Origin of the sequence: Croceitalea rosinachiae, assembly GCF_031846445.1 — a bacterium.
Classification (GTDB): domain Bacteria; phylum Bacteroidota; class Bacteroidia; order Flavobacteriales; family Flavobacteriaceae; genus Croceitalea; species Croceitalea rosinachiae.
Window position 1 is genome coordinate 941,424 of record NZ_JAVRHR010000002.1, and the last position, 24,221, is coordinate 965,644.

At 36.1% G+C, this 24,221-nt stretch carries 25 protein-coding genes; 10 read left to right on the top strand and 15 right to left on the bottom strand.

The features are described from left to right. The gene (locus RM706_RS11950; RefSeq protein ID WP_311351783.1) at window positions 1-534 is read right to left on the bottom strand and encodes an NADPH-dependent FMN reductase; all 534 of its coding nucleotides are present in this window, start codon (window positions 532-534) and stop codon (window positions 1-3) included. 130 nt (window positions 535-664) lie between these two features. On the opposite strand from RM706_RS11950, the gene RM706_RS11955 reads away from it, so the two are divergent. After that, on the top strand, window positions 665-1,861 hold the full coding sequence (locus RM706_RS11955; protein ID WP_311351785.1) for a heparan-alpha-glucosaminide N-acetyltransferase domain-containing protein: 1,197 nt from the start codon (window positions 665-667) through the stop codon (window positions 1,859-1,861). 242 nt (window positions 1,862-2,103) lie between these two features. On the opposite strand, the gene lpdA is transcribed toward RM706_RS11955, so the two are convergent. The 3 genes from lpdA to RM706_RS11970 all read right to left on the bottom strand — a co-directional run bounded on the left by lpdA (window position 2,104) and on the right by RM706_RS11970 (window position 4,518). Continuing rightward, window positions 2,104-3,510, bottom strand: coding sequence for a dihydrolipoyl dehydrogenase (gene lpdA, locus RM706_RS11960; protein WP_311351787.1), 1,407 nt, complete (start codon window positions 3,508-3,510; stop codon window positions 2,104-2,106). A 76-nt stretch (window positions 3,511-3,586) separates the two neighbouring features. Next, window positions 3,587-3,976, bottom strand: coding sequence for a hypothetical protein (locus RM706_RS11965; RefSeq protein ID WP_311351789.1), 390 nt, complete (start codon window positions 3,974-3,976; stop codon window positions 3,587-3,589). An 83-nt stretch (window positions 3,977-4,059) separates the two neighbouring features. Beyond that, a complete protein-coding gene (locus RM706_RS11970; RefSeq protein WP_311351792.1) occupies window positions 4,060-4,518 on the bottom strand; it encodes an Lrp/AsnC family transcriptional regulator in 459 nt (152 codons plus the stop codon). 152 nt (window positions 4,519-4,670) lie between these two features. Between RM706_RS11970 and RM706_RS11975 the strand changes: the two genes are divergently transcribed. The 8 genes from RM706_RS11975 (at window position 4,671) to ribB (ending at window position 14,140) form a co-directional block, all read left to right on the top strand. After that, complete coding sequence (locus RM706_RS11975; protein ID WP_311351794.1) at window positions 4,671-5,891, top strand: aminotransferase class I/II-fold pyridoxal phosphate-dependent enzyme; 1,221 nt, start codon at window positions 4,671-4,673, stop codon at window positions 5,889-5,891. A 69-nt stretch (window positions 5,892-5,960) separates the two neighbouring features. Further along, window positions 5,961-7,451 carry a Na+/H+ antiporter NhaC gene (gene nhaC, locus RM706_RS11980; RefSeq protein ID WP_311351796.1) on the top strand — a complete coding sequence of 497 codons (1,491 nt, stop codon included), beginning with the start codon at window positions 5,961-5,963 and terminating at the stop codon, window positions 7,449-7,451. A 72-nt stretch (window positions 7,452-7,523) separates the two neighbouring features. Continuing rightward, on the top strand, window positions 7,524-8,030 hold the full coding sequence (gene tpx, locus RM706_RS11985) for a thiol peroxidase (protein WP_311351798.1): 507 nt from the start codon (window positions 7,524-7,526) through the stop codon (window positions 8,028-8,030). Next, a complete protein-coding gene (locus RM706_RS11990) occupies window positions 8,023-8,388 on the top strand; it encodes a diacylglycerol kinase (protein ID WP_311351800.1) in 366 nt (121 codons plus the stop codon). The genes tpx and RM706_RS11990 overlap by 8 nt, the downstream gene beginning before the upstream one ends. Before the next feature lie 64 nt (window positions 8,389-8,452). Further along, on the top strand, window positions 8,453-10,807 hold the full coding sequence (locus RM706_RS11995; protein WP_311351803.1) for a DNA translocase FtsK: 2,355 nt from the start codon (window positions 8,453-8,455) through the stop codon (window positions 10,805-10,807). Window positions 10,808-10,863: 56 nt separating this feature from the next. Beyond that, window positions 10,864-11,511, top strand: a complete 648-nt coding sequence (lolA1, locus tag RM706_RS12000; RefSeq protein WP_311351805.1) for an outer membrane lipoprotein periplasmic chaperone LolA1 — start codon at window positions 10,864-10,866, stop codon at window positions 11,509-11,511. A 73-nt stretch (window positions 11,512-11,584) separates the two neighbouring features. Then, window positions 11,585-12,997 carry an LptF/LptG family permease gene (locus RM706_RS12005; protein WP_432264974.1) on the top strand — a complete coding sequence of 471 codons (1,413 nt, stop codon included), beginning with the start codon at window positions 11,585-11,587 and terminating at the stop codon, window positions 12,995-12,997. After that, window positions 12,998-14,140 (top strand): 3,4-dihydroxy-2-butanone-4-phosphate synthase, encoded by a 1,143-nt coding sequence (gene ribB / locus RM706_RS12010; RefSeq protein ID WP_311351807.1) that lies wholly within the window; start codon window positions 12,998-13,000, stop codon window positions 14,138-14,140. Window positions 14,141-14,161: 21 nt separating this feature from the next. On the opposite strand, the gene RM706_RS12015 is transcribed toward ribB, so the two are convergent. From RM706_RS12015 to RM706_RS12065, 11 genes are all read right to left on the bottom strand, one after another. After that, window positions 14,162-15,358, bottom strand: a complete 1,197-nt coding sequence (locus RM706_RS12015; protein WP_311351809.1) for a DegT/DnrJ/EryC1/StrS family aminotransferase — start codon at window positions 15,356-15,358, stop codon at window positions 14,162-14,164. Between the two features lie 47 nt (window positions 15,359-15,405). After that, entirely contained in the window at window positions 15,406-16,161 is a 756-nt protein-coding gene (locus tag RM706_RS12020; RefSeq protein ID WP_311351811.1) for a sulfite exporter TauE/SafE family protein, read from the bottom strand. A 77-nt stretch (window positions 16,162-16,238) separates the two neighbouring features. Beyond that, entirely contained in the window at window positions 16,239-17,138 is a 900-nt protein-coding gene (locus tag RM706_RS12025) for a DUF5777 family beta-barrel protein (RefSeq protein ID WP_311351813.1), read from the bottom strand. Continuing rightward, window positions 17,128-17,676, bottom strand: a complete 549-nt coding sequence (locus RM706_RS12030; protein ID WP_311351815.1) for a YceI family protein — start codon at window positions 17,674-17,676, stop codon at window positions 17,128-17,130. The genes RM706_RS12025 and RM706_RS12030 overlap by 11 nt, the downstream gene beginning before the upstream one ends. Window position 17,677: 1 nt before the next feature. Next, window positions 17,678-18,088 (bottom strand): OB-fold protein, encoded by a 411-nt coding sequence (locus RM706_RS12035; protein WP_311351817.1) that lies wholly within the window; start codon window positions 18,086-18,088, stop codon window positions 17,678-17,680. A gap of 119 nt (window positions 18,089-18,207) precedes the next feature. Then, on the bottom strand, window positions 18,208-20,190 hold the full coding sequence (locus RM706_RS12040) for a hypothetical protein (protein WP_311351819.1): 1,983 nt from the start codon (window positions 20,188-20,190) through the stop codon (window positions 18,208-18,210). Window positions 20,191-20,377: 187 nt separating this feature from the next. Further along, entirely contained in the window at window positions 20,378-20,638 is a 261-nt protein-coding gene (locus RM706_RS12045) for a cation transporter (protein ID WP_311351820.1), read from the bottom strand. Between the two features lie 10 nt (window positions 20,639-20,648). Then, the gene (locus tag RM706_RS12050; RefSeq protein WP_311351822.1) at window positions 20,649-21,503 is read right to left on the bottom strand and encodes a DUF5777 family beta-barrel protein; all 855 of its coding nucleotides are present in this window, start codon (window positions 21,501-21,503) and stop codon (window positions 20,649-20,651) included. Next, window positions 21,503-21,910: an OB-fold protein gene (locus RM706_RS12055; RefSeq protein WP_311351824.1), complete on the bottom strand. Its 408-nt coding sequence runs from the start codon at window positions 21,908-21,910 to the stop codon at window positions 21,503-21,505. The genes RM706_RS12050 and RM706_RS12055 overlap by 1 nt, the downstream gene beginning before the upstream one ends. Continuing rightward, the gene (locus tag RM706_RS12060; protein ID WP_311351826.1) at window positions 21,907-22,470 is read right to left on the bottom strand and encodes a YceI family protein; all 564 of its coding nucleotides are present in this window, start codon (window positions 22,468-22,470) and stop codon (window positions 21,907-21,909) included. The genes RM706_RS12055 and RM706_RS12060 overlap by 4 nt, the downstream gene beginning before the upstream one ends. A gap of 29 nt (window positions 22,471-22,499) precedes the next feature. Further along, the gene (locus tag RM706_RS12065) at window positions 22,500-22,880 is read right to left on the bottom strand and encodes a hypothetical protein (protein WP_311351828.1); all 381 of its coding nucleotides are present in this window, start codon (window positions 22,878-22,880) and stop codon (window positions 22,500-22,502) included. 213 nt (window positions 22,881-23,093) lie between these two features. Between RM706_RS12065 and RM706_RS12070 the strand changes: the two genes are divergently transcribed. Continuing rightward, window positions 23,094-24,200: a LytTR family transcriptional regulator DNA-binding domain-containing protein gene (locus RM706_RS12070; RefSeq protein WP_311351830.1), complete on the top strand. Its 1,107-nt coding sequence runs from the start codon at window positions 23,094-23,096 to the stop codon at window positions 24,198-24,200. Window positions 24,201-24,221: the final 21 nt, after the last annotated feature.

A 24,221-nucleotide genomic window follows, 5' to 3' on the forward strand; every position in this document is an offset into this window, starting at 1 on the left:
TTAAAGGGAATTTAAAAACGCTTCGAGTGCTTTTTCGTAAATATCTGATAGCTCAGTATCCGAAATACCTTTTGAAGGACTAAAATTATCATGGAAAGATGGTAAAGAAAAAGTAGTTACAATTTCTGCTCCAAACCTTGGCAACATAGTATTTACAATTTCTAATGCGCCTATACCCCCTCTTTTCCCTGGCGAAGTGGACATTAATAACACTTTAGTCTCAGACATGAATTTCCGCTCTAATCGTGATAACCAATCTAAAATGTTCTTAAAATAGGCAGATGGATTACCATTATGCTCATTTACAGCCAAGATAATACCATCGGCATTTTGTATATCATTCTTTAATTCAACTAAAGAATTAGAATATCCCTCTTTCTTCTCAATATCTTCACTATATAAAGCGAATGGGTAATTTGCCATATTTAATAGCTGTATATCATGATTTTCAATGATACTAGCCGTATACTTTACAAGCTCATAGTTGATGGATGCTGAAGAATTGCTACCTGCAAACACTAAAATCTTAGCCATAACCTTAAAATCTTATTTATTCAACGAAAATACCTTAAAAAGAGAACATCTGCCTGAATTTTGCCTAATTTTGCTCCGCAAAACATCCAAAAGACCTAGAGCACAAGTATATAGGTTTAAGAAGTTAAAAATGAAACCAAGTTCGACTAGATTGTTTTTCATAGATGCAATGCGTGCATGGGCCATTCTCATGATGTTGCAAGGACATTTCATTGATGGTTTATTAGATACTGTCTTTCGTAATCCTGAAAACATGGTCTATACAACGTGGTTGTATTTTAGAGGGATTACCGCTCCCGTGTTTTTTACCGTTTCTGGTTTTATTTTTACCTATCTTCTTGTTCGCGACCCTGAGCGCGGACTTACCAACCCAAGAGTAAAAAAAGGTATACGCAGGGGCCTACAATTGTTGTTGATTGGATATTTACTTCGACTCAACCTTTTTGGATTGTTCTCGGGAAAAATATACGACAGCTTTTATTTGGTTGACGTATTGCACTGTATTGGTATATCAATATTGGCAATCGTTGGAATATATGTGTTTACTGCTTCAAGAAAAAAATGGCTGTTCCCTTCCTTATTGATTTCTTTCACATTGTTGTTATTCCTTTTTGAACCGCTATATAAACAATGGTCATTCGGTTTTTTACCTACTGCCATAGCCAATTATTTCACTAAAATGAATGGCTCTGTTTTTACCATCATACCATGGTTAGGCTACACCTCCATGGGCGCATTTTTATCTATTCTATTTACTAGGTTTAAAGAATTTAAATATTTATATCCAACAGCAATTACCATTGCTTTAGTAAGTGGGTTAAGTTTGATTTTCTTTTCGTCAGACTTATTTGTGTTTTTATTTGACACTACTAGGATTACACTTTTTAAACTAATTGAACTCAATAACTATTTATTCATTAGACTGGGGGATGTTTTCGTTGTTTTTGCAATTTTTATGCTAATGCGCGGTATAATGAGTAATAAGACTATTTTAAAAATTGGTGCCAGTACGCTTTCTATTTACGTGATTCATTTTGTGATTCTATATGGAAGTTTTACAGGTTTGGGATTGTATAGTTTTTTCAACCATCAACTATCTCCTTCTATTATCATTCCAGGCGCATTGGTATTTATGTTTGTATGTACCTATTTAGCTTTACAATATGGCAAGTATGAGGTAGTATTAAAAAAACAGTTTTCTTTTGCATTTATCTATCTAAAATATCAAGTCTTAACTTTTCAAAAGAATGTTGACCCTATATTAAGGGAAGTTTTTAGTCGTGTTCGTCTATTTATAAATAGAATATTGGGCATTGTCCGTAACTAGATTGTCCAGAAACTTTGTCAATCTACCAACAAAGGATATTTTACCCCTATTCATCTACACTTTTTGGTAATCCAGCAATAAACCCCCTCAAAAACATTATGGCTTGGGTACTTTTACAATGTAAAATCAAAAGTAACCCAAATCTTGATTCCCCAATCAAGCAAACTAAACCTTAGCTAATTCATTAAAAAAGGATGTAAAATTTTGCATCCTTTTTTATATAAACAACTCTTAAAAATAACTTATACATGTAATGCCCTATCTTCAGTCGCAGCAAGCGCTGCTTCTTTAACAGCCTCGGCGTAGGTTGGGTGAGCATGGCTCATTCTTGCAATATCTTCTGCTGATGCCCTAAACTCCATAGCTGTAACTGCTTCTGTAATTAAATCGGCACAACGGGCCCCAATCATATGTACTCCTAAAACTTCATCTGTGATCTTATCTGCAAGAATCTTTACAAACCCATCAATATCCATACTAGCTCTGGCACGACCTAGGGCACGCATTGGAAACTGACCTACCTTATAGTCAATACCTGCTTCTTTCAATTCTTCTTCTGTTTTACCCACAGCAGCAACTTCAGGCCATGTGTAGACGACTCCGGGAATCAAGTTATAATCGATATGTGGTTTTTGTCCTGCTAAAATCTCTGCAACCATAGTGCCTTCTTCTTCCGCTTTATGGGCCAACATTGCACCTTTGACAACATCACCAATAGCATAGATGTTTGAGACATTAGTTTGCAAATGCGCATTAACTTCTATCCTTCCCTTATCATCTAACTTTACTCCAGCGGCTTCAGCAGTCAAACCATCTGTATAAGGTCTACGCCCAACCGATACCAAACAATAATCCCCAACAAACTCAACTTCTTGTCCTTTTTTATCATCTGCTTTTACGATGACCTGATTGCCTTTGCGCTCAACGGATTTTACTTTATGGGAAAGACTGAACTTGACTTTTTGTTTTTTCAGTACTTTCATTAATTCTTTGGAAAGTGCTGCATCCATACCTGGGATGATTCTATCCATATACTCAACCACGGTAACTTCAGCACCTAGCCTCTTATATACCTGACCTAACTCCAAACCAATTACCCCACCTCCAATTACAATCATGTGCTTTGGTATTTCTTTTAATTCCAAAGCTTCTGTAGAGGTGATAATTCGTTCTTTGTCTATTTCAATAAAAGGTAAACTAGAAGGTTTTGATCCTGTTGCAATGATAACCTTCTTTGCTTCAATTATTTCAGTTTTACCATCTGTTTTGATGACATTAATATGTGTAGCATCTTTAAAACTACCAAGCCCATTAAACACATCAATTTTATTCTTGTTCATCAAAAACTCAATACCCTTCGTAGTTTGGTCAACTACCGCTTGTTTTCTGCCAATCATTTTTTCTAAATTGACCTTTACCGTTCCTGGAATTTCAATACCGTGTTCTTCAAAATGCTTTATAGCATCTTCATAATGATGAGAAGAATCTAGCAAAGCTTTAGAGGGAATGCAGCCAACATTGAGGCAAGTACCTCCCAAGGTCGAATATTTTTCGATAATTGCTGTTTTCATTCCCAATTGGGCACATCGTATTGCCGCAACATATCCGCCCGGTCCAGAACCGATAACAACTACGTCGTATTGACTCATATTTTTATGTAATTTGATTTATTAGTATTATCCAAAAGGAATACAAAAATACGAATGTTTTGGGTAAAAAAGATTGCTATATTGGTGCTAGCGGAAATTTCAAAGCTGCATAATATCCCAACCAAAGCCCTAGTATCAATGTTATACTCAAGCCAGTATCTAACCATACCTGGCTTACTGCTTGACCACAAACGGCAATAAAAGACATTTTAGCCAAAATAGCGGTAGAGATAAAAATATGAGGTAGATAATTATCTCTGACTACAATAATCGAAGCTATAAAACCTGCCAATAAAGAAGAGGTAAATAATAACAAACTACCTAAAGTGATATCTAAAGATGTAGAAGAACATAGACTAAGCCCGTCAAATAGAATGTCTTTTGAGATTTTACTAAAAACAGCGAGTGAAAACCCACCAATTACTGTTGCAGCTAGAGTTAACAACATACGATTTCGAGCAGTCATGAAAAGATGTTTTTTGATTGAACTTGAAATTAAAAACATCATTGTGTAACATCTTGTAATTTAACAGCATATTAGGTTAAAGTTTATATAAAAACAGCAGTAGACTTCTTAACGGTATTGATAACAAAAGCACTTTGTGTACTGCCAATTTGGTCAATTGCCGTTAGTTTATGAACCATAAATTCTCGGTATGCTGCCATGTTTTCAACATTTATGGTCAAAATATAATCATAATCACCGCTAATATGATTACACTCAGAAACCTCATCAAGCTGTTGTACTTGCCGTTCAAAACGTAACACATTGTCTTTTGTATGTTGCACTAATCTTACATGACAGAGTACGGTAAAATTTCTGTTGATCTTCTCCTTATCAACAAGCGCAACATAACTGGTGATTACACCTTCACGTTCTAATCTACGTATGCGTTCATAAATAGCTGTAGTAGAAAGATTTAATACATGGGCGTATTGTTTTGTGGTCTTTTTGCAGTCTTCTTGCAAAAGTGAAAGCAATTTTCGGTCGGTTTCGTCAAATACCATAAAGAATGAGAATCATAATATAGCATCAAAAATACTTAAATTAGTTTAAAAATCTATTTTTATTTTAAAATATAGTTTTTTTATCTAATAAATTTTATAAATATTGATTTTTACTCTACTTAGAATTATTTTTACATTAAAACATATAAGCAATGAGCCATAAATCAGCTGATAAAATTCAAGAATTACAGTACTTTGGAGAATTTGGTGGTGTAAATCCCTCCATATCCGATTCCTCTACATATACTTTCATATCAGCAAAAACTATGTTTGATACTTTTGAAGGAAATACAGAAGGCTGCTATTTATATAGTCGTCATTCGTCTCCTTCAAATCTCTATTTGGGTGAAGCGCTTGCTGCACTGGAAGGCACCGAAAGTGCCAACGTTTATGCTAGCGGAATGGGAGCTATAAGTTCCGTTATTATGCAATTATGTGATTCAGGTCATCATATTGTTAGCAGTAGAACGATTTATGGAGGCACCTATGCTTTTATTAAAAATTTCTTGAAGAAATTTAATATCCAAACCTCTTTCATTGATATCACCGATTTGGAAGTTGTGGAGCAAAGCATTACGGCTAAAACCAAAATGATTTATTGTGAAGCAGTTAGCAATCCGCTATTAGAAGTAGCAAACATTAATGCCCTTTCAAAAATTGCCAAAAAGCGTGGTATCCCATTAGTAGTTGACAATACTTTCTCCCCTTTGAGCATTAGTGCGGCAGAATTAGGTGCTGATGTAGTAATTCATAGTTTAACCAAATTCATCAACGGTACCAGTGATTGTGTTGCGGGGGCAGTTTGTGCTTCAACAGACTTCTGTCTTGCCCTAAAAGATGTTAATGATGGTGCAGGAATGTTATTTGGTAGCACTCTAGATAGTCTTAGAGCTGCCTCAATTTTAAAAAATATGCGCACGCTTCACATTCGCATGAAGAAACACAGCGAAAACACCTTATATCTGGCAACACAATTCGAAAAAGATGGGTTAAAGACCGTATATCCTGGGCTTGAATCACATGATGGCCATAAAACTTTTAAGAGTCAGATGAACTGTGAGTATGGTTACGGTGGGCTAATGACTTTAGATGTAGGCTCTCTAGAAATGGCCAATGCCCTCATGGAAATGATGCAAGCCAAAAATATTGGTTATTTGGCTGTAAGCTTAGGCTTTTACAAAACACTTTTTAGTACCCCAGGAACATCGACTTCTTCTGAAATTTCTAAAGAAGAACAAGATGAAATGGGACTTTCAGATGGTCTAATTCGCTTTTCTATTGGCCTTGACAATGATATTCACAAGACCTATTTGGAAATTAAAAAATGTATGATTGCTTTGGGAATTCTGAGAGATATCGCCGTTATGGTGTAATCCGAATCTTTTAATGTTTGGAGAACATAGGTCAAAATCGTAATATTACCTATAACCAAACCACAGCAGATGTCTGAAAAAACAAAAAAACCAAAGTACCGTGAGAATGAACAAATCATAGAAAACAAAGAATTGAATATTTGGGAGGCACTGCTTCCTGTATTTGTTTTGGTGGGAATGCTAGCCTATAATGTTTATGTTTTTGGCGATGATGCATTAAGCGGTTCCAATCAATTTATTTTACTTCTAGGAGGTGCCGTAGCCGCTATTGTTGGCTTTTTAAATAAAGTATCTTACAAGCAGATGATTGCAGAAGTTGCCGAGAATGTCCGTTCGACCACCGGTGCATTATTAATATTATTGATGGTAGGTGCCTTATCGGGCACTTGGTTAGTTAGTGGTATAATTCCCGCAATGATCTACTATGGATTGCAAATTTTAAACCCAACTATATTCTTAGCTGCTTGTGTCATTATTTGCGCCATTATTTCTATAGCCACTGGAAGTAGCTGGACAACTGCGGCAACTGTAGGTATTGCATTAGTAGGCATTGGCGAAGCATTGGGTATTTCATTGGGCATGACCGCTGGAGCTGTACTTTCTGGTGCTTATTTCGGAGATAAGTTATCGCCTTTGAGCGATACCACTAATCTAGCTCCTGCCATGGCTGGTGGTGAGCTTTTCTCTCATATAAAATACATGACCTGGACCACAATACCTACGATCTCAGTTACCCTTATTGTGTTCATAATTTTAGGGTTTACTATTGATACTTCAGGAGTCGCTGATACAGATGCCATTTTGAGTACTATTGATAACACCTTTAATATCAACGGATGGCTATTTTTAGTTCCAATTGCTGTGATTTTTATGATTGTAAAAAAGGCCCCTCCATTGCTCGCCTTGTTAATCGGAACCCTTCTAGGAGCTGTCTTCGCCCTTGTTTTTCAACCAGAAATTATCACTACAATTGGCGGAGGTACTAGTTTAGATTTCGAATCAAGCTATAAAGGCATTTTGAACGCCATTACAATAAACACCTCAATTGAAACTTCTGACCCAGCTTTAAACGATTTATTTTCTTCAAAAGGAATGTCTGGAATGTTGGGAACCATTTGGTTAATTGTTTGCGCTATGGTATTTGGTGGAATTATGGATGGTATAGGTGCATTGGAACGCATAACCAAATCATTATTAGTGATGGCCAAAACGACTTTTGGTCTTTTTGCTAGTACAGTGGGTAGTTGTTTGGCTTTAAATGTAACCGCCTCTGACCAGTACTTGGCAATAGTAGTGCCTGGTAAAATGTTTTCAAAGGCCTATGAAGAACGTGGTTTAGCGCCAGAGAATTTGAGTAGAACTTTGGAAGACTCTGGCACCGTCACTTCGGTCTTAGTACCTTGGAATACCTGCGGAGCATATCACAGTGGAGTTTTAGGAGTAAGTGTGGCTGAGTACTTTGTTTATGCTATTTTCAATTGGTTGAGTCCGATAATGACCTTACTATTTGCTGCCTTGGGTATTAAACTTAAGCAACTGACTAATAAAATTGAAGCTTAAACTTTTCAAGTTGTTCTTATTGGTTTTAGTAATTCGGTTTCATAACTTCACACCAAATTAAAAAAATATAATATGGCATCTATAACCTTAGGCGGAACTCCAGTTACTACAATTGGCGAGCTTCCTTCAATAACATCTTCGGCACCAAATTTTAAATTGACCAAAACCGATTTATCAGAAACAACCTTAGACGATTTCAGTGGACATAAAGTGGTCATGAATATCTTTCCTAGCGTTGATACCGGTACATGTGCAAAATCGGTTCGTCAATTCAACGAAGAAGCAGCGGAACTGGATGGAACTAAGGTCTTGTGTATTTCTCGTGACCTTCCATTTGCGCAACAGCGTTTTTGTGGCGCTGAGGGCATTGAAAATGTTGTCATGCTTTCTGATTTTAAGACCGGTGATTTTGGAAAAGCTTATGGGCTTGAATTTGCCACAGGAGGTTTTAGCGGATTACACTCAAGGTGTATTGTAGTTCTAGATGGAAATGGAAAAGTATTGCACACAGAACAGGTTCAAGAAACTGCTGACGAACCCAACTACAAAGCTGCGCTTGAAGCCTTGATGGATGCCTAAAGAATCTTTTTTAGTTAATCGTATAAATAGTGTTGGTTTTGCTTTTAAAGGGCTTTTCCTTTTGGTGCTTACTGAGGCCAGCATAAAGATACAATTGGTTATTGCCTTGATAATGACCGCTCTTGGATTCTATTTAGATATTTCCACTACAGAATGGGTACTGCAATGTATTTCAATTGGATTAGTTATGGGTATTGAGGGTATGAACACTGCTATTGAAAAGCTATCTGACTATGTTCAGCCTGAGTACGATGAAAAAATTGGTTTTATAAAGGATATTTCAGCTGGGGCCGTGATGCTGGTTTCCATAATCGCAGTCATCATTGGACTTTTAATTTATTTGCCTAAAATTATCTGAGCTAACGTCCTAAACATATAGAAGCTTCGTAAATTTGTAAATTAGCCCCTTATTAGTTTGTTTAATGGCCAAAAAGCGCAGAAAATCTAAACCTACGACCAGTAAAAAGAAGAGCGGTTCGCTTAAGCTTTCTAAAAAAGACAAGGTCATCTTGGGTAGTTTGCTCATTGTTTTAAGCATAGCACTTTTCTTTTCATTTATATCTTACTACTTCACTTGGCAAGAAGACCAAAGTCTTTTGACTGAGTTTACAAATCGTAATGCCGAGGCTTCTAACTTGCTGAACAAATTTGGCGCCGCGGTAAGCCATTTCTTCATGTACCAAGGTTTTGGTTTAGCATCATTTGTATTCCCAATATTACTAGCAATAACCGGTCTTTATCTCTTTTTAGGATTAGAAGGTAAAAGCCTATGGAATAAATGGATTTGGGGACTAATAGGTGTTATTTGGATTTCAATTGCTCTAGGGTTTTTTGCAATCGAGCAACCCTTACTAGGTGGACTCATTGGTTATGAGATGAACGATTTTCTTCAGGATTACATTGGTAAAATCGGAGTTTTTTTAATCTTAATTTTTGCTTTAGTGGTAATTCTAGTACGCCTTTTTAATTTTTCGCCAGAAGCTATTGGAAATTATTTTAGGGAAAGGAGAGCAACAGTCAAAGATGAATTTAAACCTGTTACTGTGACTTCTGGGGAAGTAGAGCTTAATCTTGAAACCAAACCAGATTCTGAAGTAAAAATTGATACCTACACCCATAAAAAAGATATTCCACCTTTAAATACCGAAGCAGGACTGGATGTAAACCTCCCCAAAGAAGAACCTGCGATTGATTTAGAGGTCAGTAAGGTTGCAGAAGAGAAAGAAGAGGCAACTATTAAAGCAGATAAGTTAGTAAAAGATTTTGGGGAGTTTGACCCAAAACTAGAGCTAGGTAACTATAAATTTCCCACACTCGATTTGTTGGACCCACACGGGGTTAGTGGCGGAATAACCATTAATCAAGAAGAGTTAGAAGAAAATAAAAACCGAATTGTAAATACCCTCAAAAATTATAAAATTGGTATTGCACAAATTAAGGCTACCATTGGCCCTACGGTAACTTTATATGAAATTGTGCCCGAAGCAGGAATTCGAATATCTAAGATTAAAAATCTTGAAGACGATATTGCACTTTCACTCGCTGCATTAGGTATTCGTATAATAGCACCAATTCCGGGTAAAGGAACTATTGGCATTGAAGTTCCAAATAAAAATGCAAGCATCGTTTCAATGCGCTCCGTAATTGCTTCAAAAAAGTTTCAAAATGCGGAAATGCAATTACCTATTGCATTCGGTAAAACCATAAGCAATGAAACCTTTGTTGTCGATTTGGCCAAAATGCCCCATTTATTAATGGCTGGTGCTACCGGACAAGGTAAATCTGTTGGCTTAAATGCAGTCATCACTTCCTTGCTCTACAAAAAACATCCAGCAGAAATCAAATTTGTTTTAGTCGATCCGAAAAAGGTAGAACTGACACTTTTCAATAAAATCGAGCGTCACTATTTGGCTAAATTACCAGATTCTGATGAGGCAATTATTACAGACAATACCAAAGTAATTAATACGCTTAATTCACTTTGTATTGAAATGGACAATCGATACGAACTATTAAAATTAGCCATGGTTCGTAATATAAAAGAATACAATACCAAGTTTAAAGCACGAAAATTAAATCCGAATGACGGACATAAGTTCTTGCCCTACATCATTTTAGTCGTTGATGAATTTGCCGACCTTATTATGACCGCTGGTAAAGAAGTTGAAACACCTATTGCAAGATTAGCACAATTAGCAAGAGCTATTGGCATACACTTGATAATTGCTACTCAACGCCCATCAGTTAATGTGATCACCGGTATTATAAAAGCAAATTTTCCAGCTCGAATTGCTTTTAGAGTAACCTCTAAAATTGATTCAAGAACTATTTTAGACACCCAAGGAGCTGACCAGCTAATAGGTCGAGGTGATATGTTGTATACTCAAGGAAATGATGTTACAAGAATACAATGCGCTTTTGTAGATACCCCTGAGGTAGCCAAAATCACGGAGTACATTGGGTCACAAAGAGCATATCCGAGCGCCCATGAATTACCAGAGTATGTCGGTGAAGATTCTGGCACGAGTCTTGATAACGATATAGCTGATAGAGATAAGATGTTTCGCGATGCTGCAGAAGTCATTGTTATAGCTCAGCAAGGATCTGCATCTTTAATCCAAAGAAAATTAAAACTAGGGTATAATAGAGCTGGTCGAATTATTGACCAGCTGGAAGCTGCAGGAATTGTTGGTCCTTTTGAAGGAAGTAAAGCTCGCCAAGTACTGGTTCCAGACATTTATGCCCTAGATCAACTATTACAAAACGAGACAAAATAAAGTTTTAGGTTATCCACATATGATTTTAATGTCGATTATCGAATAAAATTTAAACCATGATTAAAAAAACACTAACAATTTTAATGCTTTCGGCAATCAGTTTTTCAGCAATTGCACAAAGTTCCCAAAAGGCAAAAGCGCTATTGGACGAAGTATACTCCAAAGTCAATTCGTATGACAATATTCAAATTGACTTTAAATATGCCTTAGAGAATACCGAGGCTAACACTAAAAGTGAAACCCAAGGTAATGTGTCTTTACAAGGAGATAGGTATTTAGTAGACTTGTTTGGTGCCAAACAACTATTCGATGGTTCAAAAGTATATACTATTGTCCCTGATAATGAAGAAGTAACTATTGAAAGCCCCAGTGAAGGCGAAAATACAGTCACTCCTTCAAAAATGCTTACTTTTTATAAAGAAGGGCATACCTATGACTGGGATATACTTCAAAATGTACAAGGAAGAAAAATTCAATTTGTAAAGCTTACTCCTATTGATACCAATACCGAAATAAAATCCATATTATTAGGAATTGATGCTGAAACAAAACACATCTACAAACTAATTGAAACAGGAAAAAATAGCACCAAGACCACGATAACCGTTAATTCTTTTAAAACCAATCAACCGTTGTCAAAAAGCTTGTTTACTTTTGATGAGGCCAAATACAAAAATGATGGCTATTATATCATAAGAAATTAAAGTCTTGAAGCTTTTAGACCGATATATTTTAACAAGTTTTCTTTACAATTTTTTCAGCTCGTTCGTAATACTGATGGTCATCTTCATATTTCAAACGGTTTGGCTTTTTATAGATGACTTAGCAGGTAAAGATCTGGACTTAATAATAATTGGAAAGTTCTTATTCTATTTGATGCCCAATCTTACAGAAAAAGTTCTTCCGCTAACAGTTCTTCTTTCCTCTATTTTAACCTTTGGTTCTTTTGCCGAAAACTATGAGTTCGCTGCAATGAAGGCATCCGGAATTTCATTACAACGAGCCATGCGAAGCCTAATCGTATTTGTAACAATTCTGGGCGGCGTAACCTTCTTTTTTGCCAATAATGTAATTCCTGCCTCTGAGCAAAAAATATTCAATATGCGAAGAAATATTGCTAAGGTGAAACCAGCTGCAGTTATTGTAGAAGGGGTGTTTAGTGATATTGAAGGTACTGAGATGAACATTAAGGTTGCAAGAAAATCAGGAGAGAAAGATCGTTTTTTAGAAGATGTCATTATTCACCAAAAAACTGTTTCTAACCTAAATACTACGGTCATAAAAGCCAAAACCGGAGAGTTAATAAGTAGTGAAGAATCAGATATTATTCAATTGGTACTTAACGATGGGTATTACTATGATGAAATGCAACCCAAATCATCAAAAGAAAAGAAGAAAAAGCCATTTACCCGTTCAAAATTTGAGACTTATATTAAGAATATTGATGTTTCAACCTTAAATGATCAAGATATTGAGCAAGAATCAGATATCACAACTGATAAAATGAAAAATGTTTTTCGCCTAAATAAGGATATTGATTCTTTAAAGCTCAATAACATTAAACAAGTAAAGGCATTTTCTAAAAATATTACTGCCAGAATGGGAGCATTCCCCATCAAAAAAGTAGATTCTGCAAAGAGTAGAAAAATTAAACAAACTGAAAAACCAATCCCGTCAAAAAAAATAGATACTTCTTTTAATAGAAACGATATTACAACAGTACTGCCCGTTTGGCAGAAAAGTCAGTTGATAAACAATGCGAAAAATTCAATTGCTAATATATTAAATACTGTTCGTGGCAAAAAAACCGAACTCAACAAAAGATACGAAGTATATAATAGACATATTTTATCGTTGCATAAAAAGTTTGCCCTGGCATTCTCATGTATTATTTTATTTTTTGTTGGTGCGCCATTGGGGGCAATAATTAGAAAAGGTGGTTTGGGCTTGCCTATGGTAGTTGCCATAATTCTGTTTTTAGTATATTATTTTATTGGTGTGTTTGCCGATAATTATGCTAAAAAAGGTGCTATGCACCCTATTTTTGGAGCGTGGTTATCCACGTTAATTATGCTACCATTGGGAATTTCGTTAACTAGACGAGCAACAGCGGACAAGGGATTAATGAGTTTTGGAAATGTAATTGATAAAGTTACTTCTGTATTTAAAAAGAAAAAAAAATCAAATTAAATGGTTGAAAACGCCACACCTAAGTTTAAACTCAATACGGTAGAGGATGCAATTGCCGATATTAAAGCTGGCAAAGTGATTATAGTTGTTGACGATGAGAATAGGGAGAATGAAGGGGATTTTTTAGCTGCTGCTGAGTTGATAACACCTGAAACCATAAATTTTATGGCCACTCATGGCAAAGGATTGATTTGTGCTCCATTGACAGAAAAACGATGTAATACCTTAGGATTGCATAAAATGGTTACGCATAATACGGATCCATTAGAAACAGCGTTTACCGTATCCGTTGATTTAAGAGGTAACGGAGTTACTACGGGCATTTCGGCCTCGGATAGGGCAAAAACAGTATTGGCGTTGACCAATGATTCCACCAAATCCCATGAATTAGCGCGACCAGGACATATTTTCCCGCTGATTGCTAAAGAAGGTGGTGTTTTACGTAGAACTGGACATACTGAAGCTGCCATCGATTTTGCACGCTTAGCGGGATTAAAACCGGCAGGGGTGATTGTTGAAATCATGAATGAAGATGGTAGTATGGCACGACTACCAGAGCTGATTGAAGTAGCCAAAAAATTTGATTTAAAAATTGTTTCGATAGAAGATTTGATTGCTTATCGCATGGAGCATGATAGCCTTATCGAAAAGAAAGAAGATTTCAGTATACGGACCAGGTTTGGGGAGTTTCGTTTGCGGGCATATAAACAAACGACCAACGAACAAGTACATATTGCACTTACCAAAGGAAGTTGGCAAAAAGATGAATTGATTTTGACTCGTATCAATTCTACTTTGGTCAATAACGACATTTTGGGTACGTTGACCAACAATCCTGATGATAAGTTAAACGATATGTTCAAAGCCATTGGCAACGAAGAAAAAGGTGCTTTCGTTTTTATCAATCAAGAACCAAAAGCTATGAATCTCTTGGGCAGGCTAAAAGAATTAAAAGCACTGCAAGGAGAAGGTATTCATAAAGCCCCAAAGATTGATATGGATGCTAAGGACTTTGGTGTAGGTGCCCAAATTCTTCACGACCTTAACATCACTAAGGTCCGACTGCTTTCTAACTCTGAACAAACCAAACGTGTTGGTATTGTAGGTTACGGATTAGAGATTGTGGAATATGTGAAATATTAAGTTATAAGTTCACAGTAATTCCTAGGATAGTAACCCAGAAATTACAGTTTTCATTTTATCAGCTCTTTCCTTTGTCTCTTGTTCTGTCCAACTTAATTTTATAAGACAAGAAATGGTGCGGCTAATCCAATAATCCGATGCTGAAAAATCATACTGGGTATAATCCGGGAGTCCTTGCAATACATCCTTAGGTAATTTTCCTAAAACGTTTTTCTCAATTAAATGTTCCCATTTTCGATAGTAGTGCCAATTGTTATTATACCAATAAAAACATCCATCGACACCAGCTTCACCAAGAGCTTTATGAGCTTTTCGAGTAAGTTCTTCGGTAGGCAAAAAAAAGTTTAAAAAGGAATAGTTTTCTACACCGCCTTCGGGCACTCGTCTAAAAGTAACTTCAGGGATTTCACTTAATGTGTGACGCAAAATAGAATAATGCTTTTCTTGAATTGATAAAAACTCATCCAAGCGTTCTATTTGTGCACAACCTACAGCGGCATTCAACTCGGAGATTCGAAAGTTATAGCCCAAAAAAGGATGGGTCTCTGCTCCCCTATCATTGCCGACATGGTCGTGTCCGTGATCAGAATAATGATCAGCATTTTTAAAATAGTTTTCACTATCCGTAATAATTCCGCCACCCTCACCACAGGTAATGGTTTTTACATAATCGAAAGAAAAACAGCCCAAATCGCCAATACTTCCTAAAGGTTTGCCCTTATAACTACCTCCAATCGCTTGACAGGCATCTTCTATTAACAACAAATCATGTTCCTCACATATTGATTTTAAAGCATCTAAATCGGCCATTGAACCACACATATGCACGGGCATTACAACCTTCGTTTTACTAGTAATTGCTTTATTAACCGCTTCAGGGTTCAATGTCAAGGTATCATCAACATCAACTAAAACCGGTATAGCACCAATAGCTAAAATAGATTCAAAACTTGCGACAAAGGTAAATGTGGGCATAATAACCTCATCCCCTGCCCCAATTCCAGCACTGACCAATGCTATTGTTAAAGCAGATGTTCCACTGCTTACTACTTGGGCATACTTGGTCCGCATGCGAACCGCCAAAGCCTTTTCTAATTCTTTAGCCTTCCAATGCCCATTTCGCAAGCCATCAAAACCATAGCGCATCAATACGCCATTGTCCAATACATCTTGCACTTCAGCTTTTTCTTTTTCTCCGAATAATTCGAATCCTGGCATACTTTTATTAATCTTTTAAAAAATACAAATTTACGATTGAACTCCAATTATGTGAAGAACCAAAGTTTAATTGACATGGCAATGACCATGACCACTAAAAATGACTTTATAAATCCATCCCCCTTTTTTACGGAAAATCTACTTGCAACCCAAGCTCCTGTACCATTACCAACTGCCAATACCAACCCAATTAGCCATTCTACCTTATCATTAAAAGCGAATACAGCCAACGCAGATAACATATAAATAAAGACCACGACAACTTTGGTGGCATTTGCGCGAATCAGAGTCATATTATTTACAAAATGAAGAAATAGCAGCATTAAAAACCCAAGACCTGCATTGATAAATCCACCATAAATACCAAAGAAGAAAAAAACTATTATACCAATCCATAAGTATTTACCGGTTAACCTTTCTTGCAGATCGTTTAATTTGATTTTTGGTTTGAAAATGATAATTAAAACTACTGCAATCATAACAATGGCAAGAATTCTGTTAAAAGCCTCTCCATCTACATCTACTGCAATTCGAGCTCCAATTATAGCTCCAAACAAAGCAGAAATACCTAGATAAACATTAAACGGATACGTGCTGATGCCTTTGCTCTTAAAGCCCGCTGTGGCCATTGCAGTCTGAAAAATAATAGCCACCCTATTTGTACCATTAGCTACAGCGGGCGGCAAACCCAAGAATATTAGTGTTGGCAAAGAGATTAAAGAAGCACCTCCGGCTATTGTATTTATGAAACCGACTACAAAACCAACAATGACCAATAGCGCAAAATGATACCATTCATGCATCTGGCAAAAATACTACCGTTAGATGGCCTAGAAAATTTTAAATTGTAATTAAACCAGTGCCAATCCAAAATTTTGCACTACTTCTCTTTAAGCTTATTCTTAAAGTGAAAAACATATGTGGCGTTAAAGCCAAAATTTAGGTTGGGATTTCGAAAATTGAAGTTATTTCTGGTCTGGGTGATAAAAGTGTCTTCCACCATATTAACCGCATTGGTGAGCATAAACTGTAACATAATATCTCCAAGTTCCCAATTTGCACCAATAGCGAATGGATTGTATGTATTGAATGATTCAACAGGATTAAATGTATGGTAGTATTCTGATACAATACTCAAATGACTACCGATTTTATAACGGCCTCCAACACCAAAAGCAAAAAAATTGGTAGAGTCATTGTCTTGCAGGCCTAATTTTTTATTGACATACGTTGGGGCAATTTGTAAAGAAAAATCTTTGGATACTTTTTTTGAAAGCAATATTTGAGAAGTAAATGCCGTTCTATCAGAAAAATCATCAGCAATACCTTGATTTGCAATTGGACTGCTGTTATAGCTAAAATTTTGAAATAGTGTTACCCTAAAAGGTAGTACATTCGAACTACCACTTTTTGTAGGTATTCTATATTTAAGATGGGCATCAAAAAGGCCGTCAAAAGTAGTGGATCCAGCTCCAAAAGTTAAATTATCAGAAATGGCATATTCCAATGCCAAACGACTGCTCATTCTATCGGCTATAAAGCTTTGCGATCTTTCCAAAGGTAAGTTCCAAAATCTATTTGCAACAAAAACCTCAAGAATACCTTTACTCCTTACTTCAGTTGAGTGACCAATGGCTATTCGGGTCATATTAAAAGTAGCAGGAATAAATTGAGTTTCTTGTGAAGTTTCAAATTCCAAAATGTCCAATAAATCTTGTGAAAATGACTTGTTGACCAGTACCAGTGCCATTATGATCGTAACTGTAATTCTAATCTTCATAGGGCTCATATTCAAATCTAAATTCAACTGAAATACTTTTAGCAATATTTCCTGCAAGTAATGGCGGAATATTGATATCATAGTCTTTTACAAGTGTTTCAAAAACACCCGATACTATATATTTATTGTCCTTTTTTTCGATCTTACTTTTTATTTCTAACTCTTTAGATTTACCGTGCATTGCAAAAACTCCTTTTATTATTCGGGTCTGCTCTCCGGTAATAGTTCTATCAAAGTCTATAATTTCACCTTCAAAAACTGCTTTAGGATAGATGTCAGACTCTAAATAGCTTTCATTAAAGTGTTCTCTCATCAATGCCTTTTCAAATATAAAGGCGTTCATGAGCATACTAACGGCAATCTTCTTCTGATCAAGATCAATTACGCTGAGAACTTGATTGTTTTCAGCTTTTATATCTTCGACCGAGGTGTACGAAAAAAATGAAACCTTTCCTTGTCTGGCAATTACTTTTTCGTCTACTTCTACAAGGTTTGTACTTCCGGCAATTAGAAAAAAAATGGCTAAAACTCTTATCATTCTATTGATCCTTCTCGATTACGCAATTTAACATTATAACATCTTTTAAAATTCCTTTCAAAAGACCTTTTATTAAAATGGAATCTCCTTTTCTTATGGTTTTTATAATACTGATTTGGCTGGTGTTCATATCGCAAATCACAAAGCGTTCCTTAAGGGTGTCTCCTGCGAGTAAAATAGTGATTCTCTTATTAATAGAGTTGACTTCATAAACAATCCCTGAAACAGCAATAACTTCTTCACTGTTATATTCCTTATTCGATTGTAAAGTAGAAATTAGGTTTTCAGCCGAATAGCGCTTCGTTGGTTCAACAGAACTAAGATCTTCATTTATGCGTCCTCCACAACCTACAAACAAAAAGATGGAAAAAATAAAAACTATAGCAAACAAAAAAGAAGAAAACCTTACCATATTCTTTTGTAGATACAATGAATAAAACTAATACTTTATGATGGATTTATAGAAACCCATCAGTCTAAATTTAAAGAAAAGCCCCCAATTGAACTTGGGGGCTTTCTCGAAAATGAACACTAATCAATAATTGTAAAAACACCTGTCATACTGCCGTGAAACTCACAGTTGTAAAATAGGGTATCTGGCGCATCTATTGGAACCGTAAAAGTTATGGTCCCTATAGAAATTCCATTATTGGTGACGCCTTCATTAAAAGCATTTCCAGTACCTGTGCTTTGTACAGACTTAATTATAAAAGGATGTCCTAGTGTGTTGACATTGAATTCATATGTTTCACCTCTTTTAAGTGTAAAGTCAGGATTAACAGCATTCGTTAAACCTTCACCGGAAAAAATATACGCTGAAGCCCCTTGATTTCCAACTTCATAGACCGTAGTACTTGACTGAGGCTCTGGCGCATTTTCAGTATCAAGATTTAAAATTGGCCATACTCCCGCTACAGGGAAGCCCACTCCGAAATTGTCACCTCTGTTCTCATCACCCCCAAACTTATATAGTGGCCAGCCCTTATATGTTAATTGAGGTTGTCCAAAAACATCGATTACCCCAAAACCTCCTAGGTTTAGGATACTTGGTACATTCAATAGCTCTGTGTGGAAAATTGGCCAGACCTCATTATTTGAAAAATCTGCAGCAGTGAAGTTATTCGTTCCGTTTTCATCATTACTGAAATGGTAAAGTGTATTGCCTTCGTCATCGGTAATATAAAACGTCTCTTCATCACCAGGCTCAAAAGAACTGTTTAAGTTGGTCTCAACACCGTTTGAATCTCTTCCTATCAATTGAGATCTTGTGAACATCACAGAATAATCAGGCTTGGCGACAAACCAAGTACCCCCTGCTCCATCTCCATTGATATCACCTGGGGAGGCGTCATTTGAAAAAGTGTACAAAGGCCATCCTTTGTAGGTAGTTTGTTCTCCTCCATCTGTTCTGGTAATCGTACCAAAGTCAGCGGCATTGAGCCCTGAATCTAATGTTAGCTCAGTGGTATTGAATGCTGGCCATGTCGTTGCACAACCATCTAAACAATTGGAATCGCCCTTACTATCGGGTGCGAAAAAGTATAAGGTAAAGCCTTCTGAATTGGTCAAAACCGAGCCAAAGGTAGCATCTGTAACCAACCTAACATTGTTTTCTACGACTACAGGCTCTGGCGCATTTTCAGTATCAAGATTTAAAATTGGCCATACTCCCGCTACAGGGAAGCCCACTCCGAAATTGTCACCTCTGTTCTCATCACCCCCAAACTTATATAGTGGCCAGCCCTTATATGTTAATTGAGGTTGTCCAAAAACATCGATTACCCCAAAACCTCCTAGGTTTAGGATACTTGGTACATTCAATAGCTCTGTGTGGAAAATTGGCCAGACCTCATTATTTGAAAAATCTGCAGCAGTGAAGTTATTCGTTCCGTTTTCATCATTACTGAAATGGTAAAGTGTATTGCCTTCGTCATCGGTAATATAAAACGTCTCTTCATCACCAGGCTCAAAAGAACTGTTTAAGTTGGTCTCAACACCGTTTGAATCTCTTCCTATCAATTGAGATCTTGTGAACATCACAGAATAATCAGGCTTGGCGACAAACCAAGTACCCCCTGCTCCATCTCCATTGATATCACCTGGGGAGGCGTCATTTGAAAAAGTGTACAAAGGCCATCCTTTGTAGGTAGTTTGTTCTCCTCCATCTGTTCTGGTAATCGTACCAAAGTCAGCGGCATTGAGCCCTGAATCTAATGTTAGCTCAGTGGTATTGAATGCTGGCCATGTCGTTGCACAACCATCTAAACAATTGGAATCGCCCTTACTATCGGGTGCGAAAAAGTATAAGGTAAAGCCTTCTGAATTGGTCAAAACCGAGCCAAAGGTAGCATCTGTAACCAACCTAACAGCATTCTCTACTGCTATTGGGTCATCGTCATCACCCCCAGCGTTTTGATCTTGATCTTGATTCTGATCATTTCCAAGGTCGTTATCATCAGAACTACAGCTCATCACTAAAAATGTGATGGTTACTAATAAGAATAATTTTTTCATTTTTTTGTTTTTTATGATTTATTAATGATGTCAAAGAAAACCCGCATGGTTGTCTTTAAAGATTAAACTTGTGCGAAAGGGAATATTTGGTTTTAAAAGGGAATTGAAATTGTTAATTGTTTGCAGCAATCTTTTGTTTCAAAAGACCTCCCCTTCGAGAGGCCTTTTTCAAACTACTTAAAACTAATTAACACAAACATAATTTTGATGTTACCTGATTGGTACCACTATATCGTTCACCAATTTCTGGGTGGCCTATTTCTGAAAGAACGTTTAAAACATCCGATAGTTCATTCGCTCTTAAAAAGTTAAAAACAACTAAAGAATCGGTTACATAAAGTTGAATGTTCGAAATAGACTTTATATCTGACAATCTAGACTTTATTGAATTTTTACAATTTGTGCAAAAGGCATTCTGAACTTGTATTCTTGCTAACTGCGTTTTCATTTTTCTATTTTTAATTAAAAACTCTTGAAAGATTAAACCCAAAGAAAAAATCACCATTACCCCAATCTCCAGTTCCTTGACCTAAAAAGCCATTGGTATTCATTGGTTGAGCGTTGGTAAAGTGCAATTGAAAAACATGACCGCCAGTTTCAATATCTACGCCTATGGAAAATGGATTTACAAAAGGTGAATTGGATGCTCTGTTTAAGTGCAGTCCATAATCAAAATTGAGCGAAAATCGTTTAGTCAACTTATGTCTACCTCCAAAACCTAATACGTATTGCGAATTATCTTGCTCATCAATAACAACATAATTGTCATGAAAAAAGGTGGGCATTACTTGTAGGGAAAAGTTTTTATTGAATTTTTTTGAAATCAACAATTGAGTGGTATATCCTAATCTGTTTTCAAACTTCAATCCAGGTAAAAACTGTTTATCCAATGCAGTATTGATCAAAATATTGTTTGAACTGACTATTGTGAAAGGAAAGCCGTCCACTTTCTCTCTTACCAGTCTTAACTTTAATGAGGATTCATAAATTTTTTGGAAAGAGCTTCTTGAAATTCCTATATTGATTCCATCGGTTATTCCGTATAAAAAGTTTAATCGTGTAACTGCCTGGTCCAAGCCAAAAAAATCTTCAAAACCAGTCTTTACAGAACCAAAACGGTGCGATACCACAAAGTATAGTTCCCCTGATGAAATCATTTTTGTCGATTCAAAATTTACAATCTTCAGACCTTTAAAAGCTGCGCTTTTAAAAGCGCTAGGTTGTATAGAGTCGAATTCTGCAAGTAAATCTTCTTGCGCGTTTGTTATGCCCATTACAAGAAGAAATGCGCTTAAATATATTTTTGCTTTCATTAGTTTGTTTTAATTGTTGTTGCTTGATCTATTTTTACCAATAGCAGAAATTCATCAAATCCAATGCATCTGCCCTTAATTCTTATAACATCTCCGACCAGAACTTTTTGAGTATTTGATTCTAGAAAATTTGCTTGTATTTTCTGCTCAATTATGATAAGATTTGAACCCACTTCAGTCACAGTGCCATAAGTTTCGATGACTTTATTCATATATTTTAGAGTGCCTGCTTCAGGGTCATTGAGAAAGTGGAATTGTAAATCTTCGGCATCAATAATAAAATCTGTAGATTCTTCAAATATTTCTCTATGCTCAGGGTTTATGACCTTTTTATAAACTATGAAACCAGTTATTAATCCTAATCCTAGCAAAGCCAATACGATATATCCAATTCTTTTTTTATTCATTGCTTCAGATTAAAATTGAGAGAAACATTTACTTGTTTAGCGATTTTGTTCTTTACTATAGACGGAATCTCAATATCAAAGTCTGAAGGGGCAACGGCAAAGTTGCCCTTCATGACTATGACTCCATTCAGTTTATGTAAGCTAACTTTTGTTTTGACCTGCTTTTCTTTTCCATGCAATTCTAATTTCCCATCTACTTCAAATTTCTTTGGAGTTTCGGACAAATTTGAAAGATCAAAATCAAGTAACTTACCCTTGAATATCGCTTTGGGGTAGGTTTCAGATTCTATATAGTTTTCATTGAAATGCTCTTCCATTAAGGAGTTCTTAAAACGAAATCCCGTAACGAGTGCTAAGGAGGCAAACTCACCGTTGTCAGCATTTAGAACTGCAGTAACAACATTATTTGTAGCTTCAACAGGCTCAAACAGCTTTTCAGAAGCTTCAAATTTTATATATCCAGATTTATCAATATATCTTTCTTGTGCCTGTAAGCTATAAACAAATACATTAACGATAAATAGTATGAGGGCTAGTAAAAGGGTTTTGTTATTTTTCATATTAAAATTTTATTAGTTAGAATTTAATTTTAGTTCTCTGGTGACCCATTATCAATCCACTCTTGTACTTGATCAATAGTATTTTGAGGTAGTCTTCCCGCGGGTGGCATAGCTCCAGCAGCACCATTTTGACGAGACATGGCGTTAAAAATCGCATTTGCCCTTTGGCTAACCTGTTGAAAATTTACAAGTGCGAAGGGGGCTCCATTTCTGGGTGGGCTGTCATGACAACTAATACAACTGCCATCAATTATGGCCTTTACGGTGTTGTTGTAAGTAACATCTGTTGTTTCAATGTCATCATCACTTTGTTCTTGATCAATGTCGGTCAAATCGTCTTCACTATCATTTGTGCAACTACAGACAAATAAGGAGAATAAAAAGATTACAAATAATTTGGTTGTTTTCATTTTTTCAATTTTAAGCGTTTATGTTATCTCAGTTCAAATGAACCAATACGCTCTGTTATACATACTATTAAGTATGGTGAAAGGGAATATTTAGGCTTAATAGGGAATATTTAGGCTTGAAAAATTCAAGCTTTTCGCTATTTCAAGGCTGAGCGAGTTTTCTTATCCAATTATGTTTTATAAGATTCTTATTTTAGCGGCCAACAATTAATTATGCGTAAAGACCGTCTCTATCTTTTGACCTTTTTAGCGGTGACTCTGATATTTTTGATCATATCTAGTGTCGCTGTCGGTTACTTTGTAAAGTTTAGTGTGGATAAAGTGCTTCAAACACAATTAGAGTTTAGTAAGAGAGAAGCAAGAGAAGTCGCATCGTTAATAGAGACACAATTAAAAAATGGCATTCTAAAAGATACGGTAGCTGTTGCATTACAAGAAAGTATTGAGAATACAGATCAAACAACTGGTTTTGTAAGTATGTTCAATTGGTCTGGCAAAATAGTTTGTCATCCAGATGTCAAGACCATTGGAGAAAGTATCAGTCCTGAACAGTCATTTGTTTCATCAGTTTCAGACAACCTCACCTCTAAAGATTTTTATAACCTCTTACGGAATAAAGAAGAGGCAGGTGGTATTCGCGATTTTGAAGATGATTTACAAGAATCGGAAGTGGTATACCTATATCCCGTGAAGAATTCTGACTGGATAATTGCTGCACATGCTAATACGCAATTGGTTATGGCCCAAATTAGCGACCTTAGAAGTAAGTTTTATACTATTTTAATAATCATGGGACTGGTTATGATCGTTTCTTCCGTTCTAGCAGTAAGATTGATTGGTAGCACCTATGAAAAACGATTAGAGGCAAAGAATTTAAAACTTTCTAATGAAGTAGTGAATTTGGCCAAATTAAACAGTGCAGTTGATGCCTATCAACAAAAAGTAGTTGAAAAATCAGTTGTAAATCTTAACGATGATTCTATTAAAAAACGAATCCTTACTTATCACAGAAATGAACTGAGACCCGTGTCCACCGAAGATATTGCCTATATTTATACGGAGAGCACCATTACGTATGTGGTTTGTATCGATACAAAACGTTCTACCTCGAACTCAAGTTTAGATGAGCTTTTTTCTAATTTGGACAGCACCTATTTTTTTAGGGCAAATAGACAATTCATTATAGCTATTTCTGCTATTGAAAAAATAGTAAAATATGGGAATAACCAGCTCAAAATTTTAGTGAATCCCAATTCTGAGGTTGATATTATTATAAGCAAGAATAGAGCTTCAGAATTCAGGCAATGGCTAAATCTTTAAATTGTTTTTACGGAACACAAA

Coding starts and splice junctions, on each gene's coding strand:
- lolA1 (WP_311351805.1), top strand. CDS start 10,864: ATGATTAAAAAAACACTAACAATTTTAATGCTTTCGGCAATCAGTTTT.
- RM706_RS12065 (WP_311351828.1), bottom strand. CDS start 22,880: ATGAAAACAACCAAATTATTTGTAATCTTTTTATTCTCCTTATTTGTC.
- RM706_RS12060 (WP_311351826.1), bottom strand. CDS start 22,470: ATGAAAAATAACAAAACCCTTTTACTAGCCCTCATACTATTTATCGTT.
- RM706_RS12030 (WP_311351815.1), bottom strand. CDS start 17,676: ATGATAAGAGTTTTAGCCATTTTTTTTCTAATTGCCGGAAGTACAAAC.
- RM706_RS12045 (WP_311351820.1), bottom strand. CDS start 20,638: ATGAAAACGCAGTTAGCAAGAATACAAGTTCAGAATGCCTTTTGCACA.
- lpdA (WP_311351787.1), bottom strand. CDS start 3,510: ATGAGTCAATACGACGTAGTTGTTATCGGTTCTGGACCGGGCGGATAT.
- RM706_RS11965 (WP_311351789.1), bottom strand. CDS start 3,976: ATGACTGCTCGAAATCGTATGTTGTTAACTCTAGCTGCAACAGTAATT.
- RM706_RS12040 (WP_311351819.1), bottom strand. CDS start 20,190: ATGAAAAAATTATTCTTATTAGTAACCATCACATTTTTAGTGATGAGC.
- RM706_RS11970 (WP_311351792.1), bottom strand. CDS start 4,518: ATGGTATTTGACGAAACCGACCGAAAATTGCTTTCACTTTTGCAAGAA.
- ribB (WP_311351807.1), top strand. CDS start 12,998: ATGGTTGAAAACGCCACACCTAAGTTTAAACTCAATACGGTAGAGGAT.
- RM706_RS11955 (WP_311351785.1), top strand. CDS start 665: ATGAAACCAAGTTCGACTAGATTGTTTTTCATAGATGCAATGCGTGCA.
- RM706_RS12020 (WP_311351811.1), bottom strand. CDS start 16,161: ATGCATGAATGGTATCATTTTGCGCTATTGGTCATTGTTGGTTTTGTA.
- nhaC (WP_311351796.1), top strand. CDS start 5,961: ATGTCTGAAAAAACAAAAAAACCAAAGTACCGTGAGAATGAACAAATC.
- RM706_RS12015 (WP_311351809.1), bottom strand. CDS start 15,358: ATGCCAGGATTCGAATTATTCGGAGAAAAAGAAAAAGCTGAAGTGCAA.
- RM706_RS12070 (WP_311351830.1), top strand. CDS start 23,094: ATGCGTAAAGACCGTCTCTATCTTTTGACCTTTTTAGCGGTGACTCTG.
- tpx (WP_311351798.1), top strand. CDS start 7,524: ATGGCATCTATAACCTTAGGCGGAACTCCAGTTACTACAATTGGCGAG.
- RM706_RS12035 (WP_311351817.1), bottom strand. CDS start 18,088: ATGGTAAGGTTTTCTTCTTTTTTGTTTGCTATAGTTTTTATTTTTTCC.
- RM706_RS11995 (WP_311351803.1), top strand. CDS start 8,453: ATGGCCAAAAAGCGCAGAAAATCTAAACCTACGACCAGTAAAAAGAAG.
- RM706_RS12005 (WP_432264974.1), top strand. CDS start 11,585: ATGGTCATCTTCATATTTCAAACGGTTTGGCTTTTTATAGATGACTTA.
- RM706_RS11990 (WP_311351800.1), top strand. CDS start 8,023: ATGCCTAAAGAATCTTTTTTAGTTAATCGTATAAATAGTGTTGGTTTT.
- RM706_RS12055 (WP_311351824.1), bottom strand. CDS start 21,910: ATGAATAAAAAAAGAATTGGATATATCGTATTGGCTTTGCTAGGATTA.
- RM706_RS11950 (WP_311351783.1), bottom strand. CDS start 534: ATGGCTAAGATTTTAGTGTTTGCAGGTAGCAATTCTTCAGCATCCATC.
- RM706_RS12025 (WP_311351813.1), bottom strand. CDS start 17,138: ATGAAGATTAGAATTACAGTTACGATCATAATGGCACTGGTACTGGTC.
- RM706_RS11975 (WP_311351794.1), top strand. CDS start 4,671: ATGAGCCATAAATCAGCTGATAAAATTCAAGAATTACAGTACTTTGGA.
- RM706_RS12050 (WP_311351822.1), bottom strand. CDS start 21,503: ATGAAAGCAAAAATATATTTAAGCGCATTTCTTCTTGTAATGGGCATA.